Here is a 14,697-nt window from a genome sequence, read left to right as displayed (position 1 = left end):
AAGAACTCACTACAAACCTATTTTGTGCTGGCAGCTTTTAAGCTCTAAAATCCCCCAAAGCTTTCAATGCAAACTGTGGCAAAGCCAACATCCGGCGCCACCGCCAAGGTTCTTGATAAAGCCGGTACAGCCATTCTAAATGATTGTCGCAAAACCAAGCCGGCGCGCGGGTTTTTGTTCCCGCCCAAATATCGAAACTGCCGCCTACTCCCACCCAAATTGACTGAGGGCAAAGGTGTCGGTGTTCGGCAATCCAAAATTCTTGGCGCGGCACTCCCAATCCTACAAAAATCAGTTTTGGCTGCATTTTTTTGAGGCTTTCACGGAAGTCTTTTTCTTCATCTGCGGAAAGATAACCGTGTTGAGAAGCAATCGACAATCCGTTAACTTTTTGCTGCCAAGTTTCTGCCGCAGCAGCCGCTACTCCTGGGGAACCTCCAAAGAAAAATAGTGGTTCCGAATCCGGCAATTTTCCAGCTTGTTGCAGCAGCGATTCTGCTAATTCAATCCCCGGATAGCGCTGCGCCGGTTTGCCACGCATCCGCAAGTACAGCACCACTCCCGAACCGTCGGGAATCACCAGTTCTGCTTTGCGGATTACATCTGCTAAAGCCGGATTTTGCTCGGCTTGCATCGCCATTTCAGCATTCAAAGTCACGACGTGACTTCCTAACCCTTGATGCAGGCGCTGCATCAGCCAACCTGCATAATCATCTAATATGTGAACTGGTAGTCCCAGCACTGAAAATTGCGGCTGCGATCGATCCATATTTTTTTCTTTGAGATTCCTACACACCTAGTTATTTAAATTAGCTGAGATTGGCGATCGACGCTAGAGCAGTTTTGGTCGCAAAAAACCCGGTTTGTGCCACCAAAAGTCTGTTAAGTCATCGTTCGGTGGCCCAGAAACCGGTTTTTTTGTAAGCGACGGGTCGCGCAAGTTCCTTAGAGTTTGCCAGCCAAGTGCGATCGAGCATTAGTGTTCGATTTTTTTGACAGACCCGTCAGCGTACCATTCCATCGGTACTAGCTCAATTTTACCATTAATTTTCACTGTAGAGTAGACAACTTTCACGAAAGGAATGCTGTTGTTATTGTGGTTTTGGGTAGACATGGCAATTACCTTTTTGTGTTTGGATAACTTGAGAAATGATCTAATATCTGATATATTTAAAAGTCTATTCACCGCAAATCTATTCGCATCAGGAAAAAGAAGGAAAACGAAATGGCGATCGCAAAAACCCAGCGGCAAACCAGGTTAGATTATTACTACCAGCAAATCAAAAACATCATCCTCAAGCGCCAGAACCCAATTACTGGTTTGCTGCCGGCGAGTACCGCCGTTAACGCCCACGGCGACTACACCGATGCCTGGGTGCGTGACAACGTGTATAGCATTCTCGCGGTTTGGGGTTTGGGTTTAGCTTACCGCAAAATTGATGGTGATCAGGGCAGGACATTTGAACTTGAACACAGCACAGTCAAACTGATGCGCGGATTGCTGTTTGCGATGATGCAGCAATCGAGCAAAGTAGAACATTTTAAAAATACTCAGTCGCCCCTAGATGCCCTGCACGCTAAATACAACACTCAAACTGGAAGTATTGTTGTCGGTGATGACAAGTGGGGCCATTTACAGTTAGACGCTACATCTATATTCTTATTAATTCTTGCTCAAATGACGGCTTCCGGGCTGCACGTAATTTTTACAATAGATGAAGTCAATTTCGTGCAAAATTTAGTTTACTACATCGGTAGAGCCTACCGCACGCCGGATTACGGAATTTGGGAAAGAGGCCATAAAATCAATCGTGGCAATGCAGAATTGAATGCCAGTTCAGTTGGCATGGCAAAAGCAGCGCTGGAAGCAATAAATGGGTTAGATTTGTTTGGGATTAAAGGCTCTCAAGCATCGGTTATTCACGTTTTGCCAGACGAAATTGCCAGAAGCCGCATAACTTTGGAATCGCTTTTGCCTCGCGAATCTAGTTCAAAAGAAGTAGATGCTGCTTTATTGAGCGTGATTAGTTTTCCGGCTTTTGCTGTGGAAGACCGAGAATTAATAGAACGGACTCGAAATAAGATTATTGACAAATTGCAAGGAAAATACGGCTGCAAGCGGTTTCTGCGGGACGGACACCAAACAGTGTTGGAAGATGCCGATCGACTGCACTACGAACCCACAGAATTAAGGCAGTTCGAGCACATTGAATGCGAGTGGCCGCTATTTTTCACTTATTTGCTCTTGGACGGCATATTTCAGGGAAATCAAGCCCAAGTGCAAGAGTACCAGCAGCGTTTGGAATCTCTAGCAGTCGATCGCTCTGGTTTGCCGCTGCTACCCGAATTGTACTACGTCCCCGCCGAAAATATAGAAGCAGAAAAGCTAAATCCCAGCAGCCAGCAGCGCTTACCGAATGAAAATATTCCCCTAGTTTGGGCGCAAAGTCTGTATTTTCTCGGTCAATTGCTGAACGAAGAATTAATCGCAGTTGGCGACATCGACCCGCTGGGAAGGCACCTATCAGTGGGCCAACACAGAGAACCTTTAGTGCAAATTGCACTGTTAGCTGAAGACGAAGATTTGCAAGCAGAATTAGCCGCTAACGGCATTGCCGCCCAAACCCCAAAACAGGTAGAACCAATTCAAGTCCGCCAGACTAAAGAATTATCAGCTATTTACACGCAAATTGGACGAAACGACCAATTAGGCTTAACCGGGCGCCCCGTGCGCCGTCTGCGGAGTTTAACAACTTCTCGAGTGTTTAAAATTCGCGAAGAGGCGATCGTATTTCTCCCCTCCTTTTTGAACAGACAAGAGTTTTACTTAACTTTAGATTACCATTTTTTAGTAGCTCAAATCAAGAGCGAAATTTCTCACATTCACCGCCACTGGTATCAGTTGGGACGCCCTACGGTAACGCTGATGCTGACTCACACGATGCTGGAAACCGGCCGGGAAGCGTTGTTAGAATTAATGAAGGAATTCCGGGATGGACACTGTAACAACACGCCCGTTAAACTCGGAAATCTTAAGCAGTTAATGCTGACTGCTGGTACCGAAAGAATTGATATCATGCAGGATTTTGAATTTACCGAATCTCCGGTGACAGGTGCAGTAGAAACGCGCAGCTATCTAACTTACACTCCCGAAAAAACTTGGCCTTTGGGTCACACGCAAGAATTTAAATTAGAGTGCGAAACTAATACTCAATTCTTGCTAAGTAGCCTGCGAGATTCAGAAAATTTGTACGAACAAATTGAGTTATTGCACACCTTAGTTCGTCTCAAAGGATTAAATTTTGATACAGGATTTGGAGGCGCGGAAGCCACGGTACAAGTTGTGGATTTGCTTAACGAAGTTTATACAAAAGCTGGAGAAAGCTCGCAATCAAAAATCCAATGGGCCGTCATCCGCCATGTCGCAGGTTTGCTGGACAAAGTTGATATCAGCTTGTCCGATGCGGTGACAGACATTTTGGTGCGGCAAAAACAGATTGCTGTGGGGAAAGCCTACAGCGAAGATTCAATAATTTCGCGACCCGGATCTTACACGGAAGTGATGGACAAAATTCGCCAATTCTGCGGAGAAGATATTCGCGATCGAGTTCTCACCCAAGAAATTCTAATTTACCTCAGCGTCCTAATTAAAGCAGAACCGCAATTATTTAAAGGTCTGCTGACACTGAGAGTTAGCTACTTTATTCTGCTGTTAACAAGCGAATTAGCCCGCGAATTGGGAGTTACGCAAAATGAAGCTTACGAACATTTAATGCAGCTAAGTCCCTTTGAAATCAAAAATCGCCTGCGCCAAGTGTTGACAGAATACGAGGAAATGAATCAAATCCTCAAACAGCAAGAATCCCTGCGGGTCAAACAGGCGGAAAAAGATATTAAATGGGTAGTAGCGCCAGTTTCCGAAGAACCGCAAATGGCTGCGGGAGGATGGCGGCGGAAGCGGCAGATGGAAGGTACTGTCAATCGCGTACCGAAGGATTTTTATCCGAGTGTTTGGGGACTCCTGCGGCACTGCAAAGGCTTGATAATTGGCGACAAATTAGAGCGGCGCAATCGGTTAGATAGCCATATTATATTATCGGAAATGACACCGGGTGAAAAGAATTTCGCGCTACAAATCGAGCATTTGCTGAATAAGATTGTGGCGCCGGAATACCGACAAGTCAATATTGAGGCGCTGATGGAGTTGGCGGCGATTGCCCAGCGCAACCCAGAATTGCAAGTAGAAGAATACATCGTTTTAGATGTATTAGTCGGTCACGCAGTCCGGCTGAATTGGCAAGGAAAATACCCGGAAAGAGCCGATAAATACGACGAAGATAAAGCGGCGGCTTGGCAAGCTTTTTACAATACTTCGCCTTACGTTTGCGCGAGTCACGTACTCGATGCTTTCCGATTCTTGACGAAGTTTGGATAGATTGAGTGCGGGTGGTTAATACAAGCTACCCCCTCGATAGTTCGGCGGTGGAAACCGCAACTACAGAAACTAAGTCCGCCTCTGCAGACTAAGAAATAAGGGAGATATTTAAGCTTGAGCGGGATTATGCGAGATCCCTCATAGAGTGATCGATGGCTATTAGAAAGCAGCTCAGGCCCGCTCTGCACGTCCTTACCCTGCTACACATCACCCGCACCGCATTTTTGGTACGGTTGGCAACACCGGCGATCCTTCGGGCGACGCTCGCGCCGTGCAGAGTTCTGAGGCTGGCTCATCATGGCGTTGCTACAGCCTTTTCGGTTTCTAGGAATAGCTTTGTACGGTTTTCTTCCATAGCAATTGCCCCTGAGCTTTTCGCACTTATTCTGGCAAATACGACTAACTGAGTTGGGTTTTCCTGACTGTTGCTCCCACTTATAAAGCGGCATCATAATAACTGTAAGCAATGAGCTTCAACCCAAACTTTCCTTATAACGCTTTACCCATCTTTGAGGTGACAGATTATGTTGATGCGCTATTGGCAACCCTTCACGGAAATAGAAACCATCCGCGAGCAACTCGATAAAGTTTTTGACCAACGGGCAACAACGAGAGATAACTCAGAAGCCACTTGGATGCCCGCTCTGGAATTGGCTGATGCTGGGGACAACTTCGTATTAAAAGCGCAACTGCCTGGAATTGACCCCAAAGACATTGACGTTCAAGTCACTCGCGAAGCAATTTCTATCTCTGGCGAACGCCGCTACGAAAACACAGACGAAAAACCCCGCTACGTCCGCTCTGAATTCCGCTATGGCAAATTCCACCGGGTGCTTCCCTTGCCCGCACACATTGAAAACGACTCTGTGCAAGCTGAATACAAAGATGGCATTCTAACGCTAACCCTGCCCAAAGTGACTAAAGCTCGCAATAAAGTCGTCAAGATTAATTTGGCTCAAGTTGCTGGAACTACAGCGAATCCGACCCTGGAACAGGCTAACCAATAACGATCGGCGTTTGGTGTAACGAATGGTGAACTCAGTACGCAGAAGGCTGTGCTTAATTGAGTGAGGCAAATTTTCCCAAATTGAGCCTGATTGGATTTACCTAACAACAACGGAATTGGAAAAACTCATACCGGGAGCTACAATTGCTCTCGGTATTCTTTATTTGGGAAAGCCTTAGAAAAGCTACCTATAGGTGTAGCGAATCTGGTTGACTACTTCGAGTGCAGATTTTGGAGAATCGCAATAGTTGACACAAATATTGGCACCAAATTTTGCTAATTCAAGGGCGATGCCAGCACTAATTCCTTTCGAGCTACCTGTGACAAGTGCAATCTTATTGGCAAGGATAGTTAGTATTGCAAAATACAGCTAATTCCACCTATTCCCCAAGTTTTGCCAACTCTGCGATCGCTCTCCTTTCTATTTTAAATTTTGGAGCTACCATTTGCACAGTCGTATTGCTAGTCCAATTAACCTAAACTTTTGGCTGTAATTTTACACTGTAAACTGTGAATGTGTTCAATGTCAATGAAAGCTACGGTCATTGCTTGAATTTTATCGTCAATTTTAACTATCAATTTTAACGCCCGCTAAAAAACAGCAATCCAACCGAGGGAGGCATATTTTGTTTCATACCCAAGGGCGTGAGCACATGGGACGTTGGTAAGATGGTGAGGGATTAACAGCCTGCGTCCACGTTTCGCTGTGCGGGTACACGCCCTGGTTTTTGGACAACGTTTGGTGGTTGTGTGACCGCTAAACGAATTAACCTGAGGAGTGATGCCGTTAATTTAGAATTTGACAAAAAGCATGACAGTTGGCGGTAAGCTCACTCTCATGCGTTTTCAAGTAACTCGCAGTCGCGATAGCTAGCCCAGTTTTTGCCCAATATCCTTGATAACGGTAAGGCAGGAATGTTTTGACGCGAGTACGATCATCGCCATCAACACCCCAATTTTTGGGAAACTAAACCCAAACCAAAACCCCAACACGCCCGCCATGCCCAAACTTCCCGAATGCGTAGGCGTAAGCCGGGGCGGAGCCATCGCTGTCTCCTGGCTCGCCCGCAACCCACACTTAGTCTGTGCAGTTCATCCCACAGGCTCAGACACCGACACTTGCCCCGACTTTTGAGCAGACCCCCAACGCTGAACCCGATGAACTGTGGGAACCCGAAGGGGCAAGCTACAATGGTGGCGAATTGATTCTGCAACCGAGGCAGGGGTGGACACCAGAAAGAAAAACAGTTAGAACTTTTGGATACCCACCCACTGTTTACTGACCGGTGTCCCCAATGTGAAATGACTTACCCCCAGTATGAAACGCCGCCTGTTCATTAGGATTGTTCGGCTTGCGGATGGATAGATGATTCGGTTTGAGGTGATGGTTGACAACGATAATTATCAGCAACGGGGAAACACTCGATCGACACCACCCTTGAAAGTGCAGCCAACTAATCCCCCAACAAACACCCAAAACGCGCCTTGAGGCAGCACAGTTAACAACACAATCTCATGAGGCCATGATTGCCAGAAGCGAAACATGAGCTCACTTTGGTTGAGTAAATTACTATGTTACGATCAGCTCCAATAATAATTAAGTTTTAAAACCGGCCTTAACCTCACACTCAATTCCCTTGCGATCGGTAGAATAACAATGACTATCAACTTAGCTGGCTATCAATTCGTTGAAACCCTCCACAGCGGGATAAGAACTTCAGTCGATCGCGCTCGGAAGGATGCAGACTTTTCCAGCGTGATCGTCAAAAGGCTAAAGGCTGAGTATCCCACTCTTTCGGACATCACCCGCTTGCGACACGAATATCAAATCCTGCACAGCTTGAACGTAGAATCGATTATCAAAGCCATTAGTTTAGAAAGCTATAAAAACGGTTTAGCACTGATATTAGAAGATTCCGGCTCCGAGTCTCTCAACGATTGGATGAAGGGTAAAAAAGTCTCAATCATTCAATTTCTTTCTTTGGCTCTCCAGCTTGTCTCTGCCTTAGCAGAACTCCATAAACATAACATTATTCATAAAGATGTAAAGCCACAAAATATTATCATCAACCCAGCCACTGAAAAAGTTAAAATTATTGATTTTAGCATCGCTTCGCGCCTGGAGCGAGAAAATTCGACGCTCAGCCATCCCGATTTGCTCGAAGGCACACTCGCCTATATGTCGCCCGAACAAACTGGCCGGATGAATCGGTCAATTGACTACCGCACTGATTTTTATTCACTAGGCGTTACCTTCTATGAAATGCTCACAGGCGAGTTGCCCTTTAATTCCACAGACCCGCTGGAATTGGTACACAGCCATATTGCCAAAACTCCCATTCCCCCTCAGCAGCTAAATCCTGAAATCCCACCACAAATTTCAGCGATTGCGATGAAGTTATTAGCTAAAAATGCTGAAGACCGCTACCAAAGCACTGAAGGACTAAAATTTGACTTAGAAACTTGTTTTATCCAACTACAGGCTAGCGGAGATATTTCCAACTTTGTTGTTGGAAGTGCGGATAAAGCAGGGCAATTAAATATACCGCAAAAGCTCTACGGTCGCGACCAAGAAATTGAAAAAATTCTAGAAACTTTCGATCGCGTTGCCAGTGGCACCAGCGAATTAATGCTGGTTTCCGGTTATTCCGGGATAGGCAAAACAGTTTTGGTCAATGAAGTTCACAAACCCATTGTGCGGCAACGAGGCTATTTTATTGCGGGGAAATTTGACCAGTTCAAGCGCAATATTCCTTATGCTTCCCTGATTCAAGCATTCCAATCCTTAACTCAGCAACTTCTAACCGAAGGCGAAGCAGAAATTCAAATTTGGAAAGAGAAACTATTAGGTGCTTTAGGCGTTAACGGGCAAGTGATCGCAGAGGTGATTCCTGAAGTTGAACTGATTATTGGCAAACAGCCCCCCGTAGCAGAACTAGGGGCAACTGAAGCTCAAAACCGTTTCAGTCGCGTCTTTAAACAATTCATTGGCGTATTTACGACTATTGACCATCCCTTAGTTATCTTCCTCGATGACTTGCAGTGGGCGGATTCGGCATCGTTGAAATTAATAGAATTGCTAATAACTGATTCTGATAGCAAGTATTTGTTGCTGATTGGGGCATATCGAGATAACGAAGTTTCTCCAACTCATCCCACGATTCAAACACTTGACAAGATTCGCCAAAGTGGTGCGACGGTGAATAATATTGTCCTTCAACCATTACACCTAGTTCATGTCGAAGAATTAATTGCGGATACTTTAAATGAATCGGGCGGTTCGGAATCCCTGTCTGTAAAGACGCGAAATTTCGCGTCTCTACTTTTTAATAAAACGCAGGGCAATCCTTTCTTCTTAAGTCAACTCCTCAAAACTCTCTATCAAGAAGATTTGTTGACTTATGATTTATATTCTGGTGTCTGGCAATGGAATATCGAGCAAATTCAAGCGATCGGCATCACCGATTACAATGTTGTAGAACTGATTGCTAGAAACATACGCAAATTGCCAGAAGATACCCAAAAAGTATTAAAATTTGCTGCTTGTATTGGCAACACTTTTAACTTAGAAGTTTTGGCGATTGTCAATCAGGAATCATCCTTAGTCACGGCGGCGCAATTGTGGGCAGCACTTCAAGCTGGGTTGATTTTACCTTTGAGCAATGAATACAAAATTCCCCTCGTATTTAGTCAGGAAGAATCGGGCGGTTTTACCTTAACTGATGTGAAGGTTGACTACAAGTTTTTACATGACCGAGTGCAGCAAGCTGCCTATTCTTTGATTCCAGATGAGCAGAAAAAAGAAACCCACTTAAAAATCGGTCAACTGCTGCTGCAAAGTACAACGCCCGAAGACCGAAAAGAAAATATTTTCGCTTTAGTTAACCAACTCAATTATGGTACTGACTTACTTACCACTGAATCCCAAAAATATGAACTAGCCCAATTGAATCTGATTGCAGGTCAGAAAGCGAAAGCTGCTACAGCCCACGATTCCGCCGTCAAATATTTGCAAGTGGGTTTATCTCTGCTAGCGGTAGATAGTTGGGACAATCAATATGAACTGACATTAAGGCTGCATGAGGAAGCAGCAGAGTCAGCATATTTGAGTGGTGATTTTGGCCGAATGCAGAGATTCGTTGAGATAGTACAAAACTGCGCCAAAACGCTATTGGACATAGTAAAAGTGTACGAAGTCCAGATTCAAGCTTATATGGCGCAGAACAAGCTGCTCGAAGCATTGAATACGGGGCTGCAAGTCTTAAAGCAGTTGGAGGTAGAGTTTCCCGACTCGCCAAACCCATCTGATATTGGCCAGGCGCTGGGGGAAACTGCGGCAATTTTGAGCGGAACCCGAATTGAGGACTTAATCGATCTCCCTGAAATGACCGATCCTTATCAATTAGCAGCGATCAGGATTTTGTCAAGTATATTTTCTGCTTGCTATTCTGGGATGCCCGCACTCGTGCCTTTAACAGTGTGCAAACAGGTCGATTTATCCGTTCAATATGGCAATGCTTCTGTGTCTCCCTTTGCATATGCGGTATATAGTCTTCTTCTTTGCGGGGCGGTAGGAGATATTGAGCGGGGCTATGAGTTGGGCCAATTAGCTTTACGTCTAGTGTCAAAGTTAAATGCCAAAGAAATCGAAGTCAAGACTTGCCACTTAGTGTATGCTGCCGTTCAACATTGGAAAGAACACGTCCGGAATACCTTAGAACCTTTCCTGTCGGCTTTCTCTACTGGGCTGGAAACTGGAGATTTAGAATATGCTGGCTATGCCGTCATGGTTTGGAGTCATTACTCGTTTTTTGTTGGGAAGCAACTAATGCAACTCGAACAAGAGATAGCAACTTACACAGATGCAATTCATAAAATCAGCCAAGAAACAGCGCTTAATAATACAAAAATCTGTTGGCAAGCCGTCTTAAACATGGTGGGAAGAAGCGAAAATCTATGCCAGTTAAAGGGGGAAGTATACGACGAAGAGAAAATGCTGCCGCTATATCAGCAAACCAACAACCAACTGGCAATTCATTACTTATACTTGCAAAAACTTGCGCTTTGCTATGTGTTTGACAATTACGCGGAAGCGTTAAAAAATATCCCTCAAGTAGAAAGTTCTTTCGGATCATCTACAGGGCAGCTAACTGTTGTTATCTTCTATTTCTACGATTCTCTAGTACGGCTAGCTGTGTATCCTGAAACTTCGCATTCCGACCAACAGGACATTCTTAACCGAGTACAAGCTAATCAAGAAAAATTGCAAAACTGGGCCCATTATGCCCCAATGAATCATCTACATAAATTCTATTTAGTAGAGGCCGAAAAACATCATGTTTTAGGCGAAACAGTAGAAGCGATCGAAATGTACGACAAAGCGATCGCTCTTGCCAAAGAAAACGAGTACATCAACGAAGAAGCACTAGCTCACGAACTCGCTGCTAAATTCTATTTTTCCTGGGGTAAAGAAAAGATTGCCCGCACCTACATGACCGATGCTTATTATGCCTATATGCGCTGGGGAGCTTTAGCTAAAGTTAAACATCTAGAAGAAAATTACCCGCAATTAATAGCGCGATCGCCTGCGGTCAGCGAAACCCCTTTCGATCCTACGATGACAATGGCTCCTTTGACCATTACAGGCGCTCAAACAGAGTTGCTAGACTTGGCAACTGTAATGAAAGCATCTATTGCCATTTCTAGCGAAATTGTTCTACCTAACTTGCTCACCAAGTTAATGAAAATTTTGATAGAAAACGCCGGCGCTGAAACTGGATCGCTTATTCTCTCAAAAGAGGGTCAACTTGTTATAGAAGCGGCGGGGACTAAAGATCAAGTCCGAGTGCTGGAATCTTTACCAGTATCAACTTATGGGCAAGTGCCTATCTCGGTACTTAATTACGTCACCAGAACTCAGAAAGATGTCGTTTTAAATGATTCCAGCCGCGAGGAAATTTTTAACGCCGACCCCTACATTGCCCAACACAAACCAAAATCAATTTTGTGTGCGCCTATCCTATCTCAAGGTAAGTTAAGTGCCATCCTGTACCTAGAAAACAACGTGATTGATGGCGCTTTCACGCCGAAGCGGGTAGAAGTGTTGCGGATGCTATCGGGACAAGCTGCGATCGCCTTAGAAAATGCCAACCTCTATCACACTTTAGAAGTCAAAGTAGAAGAGCGAACCGAGGAATTAAAAGCCAAAAATACGAGCCTAGAAGTGGAAATTCAAGAGCGACAGCGAGCCGAGCAAGCGGCCGAAGCCGCAAACCGCGCCAAGAGCCAATTTCTCGCCAACATGAGCCACGAACTTCGCACACCGCTCAACGGCATTTTAGGTTATACCCAAATCCTCAAACGAGACACAGGTTTAACCAGTCAGCAAAATTCTGGTATTAACATCATTCATCAGTGTGGCGAACACCTCCTAACTCTGATCAATGACGTTCTAGACCTGTCCAAAATCGAAGCCGGAAAAATGGAACTCTATCTCACCGAGTTTCACCTGTCAGACTTTCTCCAAGGCATTACTGAAATCTGCCAGATTCGCGCCCAACAGAAGGGAATCTCTTTGATTTACGAACCGCTAACTCCACTTCCCACTTGCGTCCAAGCCGATGAAAAAAGGTTGCGGCAAATTCTCATCAACTTACTCGGTAATGCCATAAAATTCACCGAAAAAGGAGGCGTTAGTTTTAAAGTAGACAGGCTGGAGACTCAGCAATCTTTGTCATCACCAATCGCCAATCCCCAATCCCTAACAGCGAAATTTATTTTCCAAGTAGAAGATACAGGCATTGGCATCGCGCCGGAGGAACTCTCAAAAATATTTTTGCCCTTCGAGCAAGCCAGCGGTTCAGTTAGCCAGATAGAGGGGACAGGATTAGGGCTGCCAATTAGTCGCCAATTAGTGGAGATGATGGGCGGCGAACTGAAAGTACAAAGCTCTTTAGGTAAAGGCAGTATTTTCTCGTTTGAGTTAGAGTTGCCTATTACCGAAAACTGGGAAGGGTATCAAAAAGAAACTGAAAAAATTATCAGGGGTTTCTCAGGCGATCGGCGGAAAATTTTAGTTGTTGACGATCGCTGGCAAAATCGCTCTGTCTTAGTTAATCTTTTAGGTCCTATCGGGTTTGAATTAATGGAGGCAACGGACGGTCAAGACTGCTTGAATAAAGCGCTGTTATTTCAACCCGACTGTATTATAATTGACTTAGTAATGCCAGTCATGGACGGCTTTGAAGCGGTGAGGCGGATCAGAAAAATCCCTCCATTGAAAGATGTCATCGCGATCGGAACTTCTGCTAGCATTTTATCCGGTGATCCCCACAGCATTTTCCAGGATGGTTGCAACGCTTTTCTCCTCAAACCAATTCGGGCAGAAAAGTTATTAGAATGCTTGGGCAACCATTTAGGTTTACAATGGGTTTATGAGGAGCGAACAACTTTCAGTTCAGAAGGTATATTTACCGATCCCTCTTCCCAAATCCAAGACCAACAAATGATTGCTCCCCCTTCGGAAGAAGTTGCAGTCCTGTTCGATTTAGCCATGAAAGGTGAACTCCTCAGTATTGAGCAGCGAGCCAGCAACCTGAAGGCAATAGATATGCGTTATGCACCTTTTGCCAATCAGTTACTTGAATTAACCAAAAACTTTGAAGAAGACAAATTAGTAGAATTTGTTCAACAGTTTAGATGAGGACTAAAAATGACTAGCGAATCTTTAGACAGAGGCACCATTTTAATTGTGGATGATACGCCCACTAATCTGGGCTCAGTATTGGATTTTTTGACCGCATCTGGCTTCACTGTTTGGGTAGCTCGCAGTGGGTCTAGCGCTCTCAAAAAAGTGCAATATTCCCAGCCGGATTTAATTTTGTTGGATATTCTGATGCCAGAGATGAACGGATTTAAAACCTGTCAACATCTGAAAGCGAATGACTTAACTAAAGATATCCCAGTCATTTTTATGACCGCGCTGGACGATACAGAAAGCAAAGTCCAAGGCTTTAATGTGGGGGGAGTTGATTATATCACTAAGCCCCTTCAACAGGAAGAAGTTTTAGCTCGGGCTATCACGCACCTGAATCTGCGAAATCTAACTAAAAAGCTTCAGGCGCAAATTATCGAGCGCGAGCGAGCGCAAGCCGACCTACAAGTTTTGACACAAGAGCTCGAGAGGCGAGTAGAAGAGCGCACCGCTGAACTTTCCCAAACGAATGAACGCCTCAAGCAGGAGGCTGCTGAACGCAAGCTTGCAGAAGTAGCTTTGCAAGCATCGGAAGCGCGAGAGCGGCACAAAGCCCTAGAGCTCGAAAATTCCCTGCACGAACTCAAGCAGGTGCAAAGCCAGCTCATTCAGAGCGAAAAAATGTCCGGGCTAGGTCAGCTCGTAGCTGGCGTAGCCCATGAAATCAATAATCCAATTAATTTTATTTATGGAAATCTTTCCTATGCTCTGGAATATTCAAAAACTTTGGTCACTATCCTTGACCTCTACGAAAAGCACTATCCTAATCCGGCTCCAGATATACAAGCAGAAATCGCAGCCAGCGAGCTAGATTATCTCAAAGACGACTTGCCTAAAATGTTCAAATCCATGTACTTAGGAGCCGATCGCATCCGCGAAATCGTTTTATCTTTGCGCCTTTTCGCACGGCAAGAAGGATATGAAATGAGATCGGTCAACCTTCACGAAGGCATGGACAGCACGCTGATGATTTTACAGAGCCGACTAAAATTTAACTCAGAGCGCCCCTCGATTGAAGTGGTGCGGGACTATTGCCCAAACCTGCCCGAAGTGGACTGTTATGGGGGAGAAATGAATCAGGTATTTATGAATGTACTTGCAAATGCGATCGATGCTATTGACGAGTGGAATACGCAGAGATCGCTAGAAGAAATTAAAGCGAATCCTAGCGTGATTCGGATTAGCACAGAAGTAACAAGCAGCAATTGGGTAGCTGTCCGAATTGTGGACAATGGGCCAGGGATTTCGGAAGAGGTTCGTCGCCACGTATTTAACCCGTTTTTTACGACAAAACCCCCCGGTAAGGGCACAGGGATTGGGCTATCGATTAGCTGGCAAATTGTAGTGGAAAAACACCGGGGAAGCTTGGGGTGTATTTCTGCACCAGGCGGGGGAACAGAGTTTACTATTGAGATTCCGATTCGGCAGGAGTCTCCTGTCTTGTCGCTGTCAGCTTGATCTTCTGCAAAAAAGTTAGTGAATCCATAGGGTTAATTTTTTCAA

At 45.0% G+C, this 14,697-nt stretch carries 5 protein-coding genes and 1 pseudogene; 5 read left to right on the top strand and 1 reads right to left on the bottom strand.

The window, feature by feature from the left end; translation table 11 throughout:
* Window positions 1-37 precede the first annotated feature (37 nt).
* Window positions 38-769, bottom strand: coding sequence for a glycosyltransferase (locus D0A34_26555; GenBank protein ID UNU21932.1), 732 nt, complete (start codon window positions 767-769; stop codon window positions 38-40).
* Window positions 770-1,225: 456 nt separating this feature from the next.
* On the opposite strand from D0A34_26555, the gene D0A34_26550 reads away from it, so the two are divergent.
* The 5 genes and pseudogenes from D0A34_26550 to D0A34_26530 all read left to right on the top strand — a co-directional run bounded on the left by D0A34_26550 (window position 1,226) and on the right by D0A34_26530 (window position 14,652).
* Window positions 1,226-4,435 (top strand): glycosyl hydrolase family 15, encoded by a 3,210-nt coding sequence (locus D0A34_26550; GenBank protein UNU21931.1) that lies wholly within the window; start codon window positions 1,226-1,228, stop codon window positions 4,433-4,435.
* Between the two features lie 524 nt (window positions 4,436-4,959).
* Window positions 4,960-5,442: an Hsp20/alpha crystallin family protein gene (locus tag D0A34_26545; GenBank protein UNU21930.1), complete on the top strand. Its 483-nt coding sequence runs from the start codon at window positions 4,960-4,962 to the stop codon at window positions 5,440-5,442.
* A 1,044-nt stretch (window positions 5,443-6,486) separates the two neighbouring features.
* Window positions 6,487-6,782, top strand: a pseudogene (locus D0A34_26540) (hypothetical protein).
* A gap of 316 nt (window positions 6,783-7,098) precedes the next feature.
* A complete protein-coding gene (locus D0A34_26535) occupies window positions 7,099-13,143 on the top strand; it encodes a response regulator (GenBank protein UNU21929.1) in 6,045 nt (2,014 codons plus the stop codon).
* Between the two features lie 9 nt (window positions 13,144-13,152).
* Window positions 13,153-14,652: a hybrid sensor histidine kinase/response regulator gene (locus D0A34_26530; GenBank protein UNU21928.1), complete on the top strand. Its 1,500-nt coding sequence runs from the start codon at window positions 13,153-13,155 to the stop codon at window positions 14,650-14,652.
* The last annotated feature ends 45 nt before the right edge of the window (window positions 14,653-14,697 follow it).

This window comes from Microcoleus vaginatus PCC 9802, assembly GCA_022701275.1.
Taxonomy (GTDB): Bacteria; Cyanobacteriota; Cyanobacteriia; order Cyanobacteriales; family Microcoleaceae; genus Microcoleus; species Microcoleus vaginatus_A.
The sequence above is the reverse complement of the archived record's forward strand: the minus strand, read 5'-3'. Positions and strand labels throughout refer to the sequence as shown.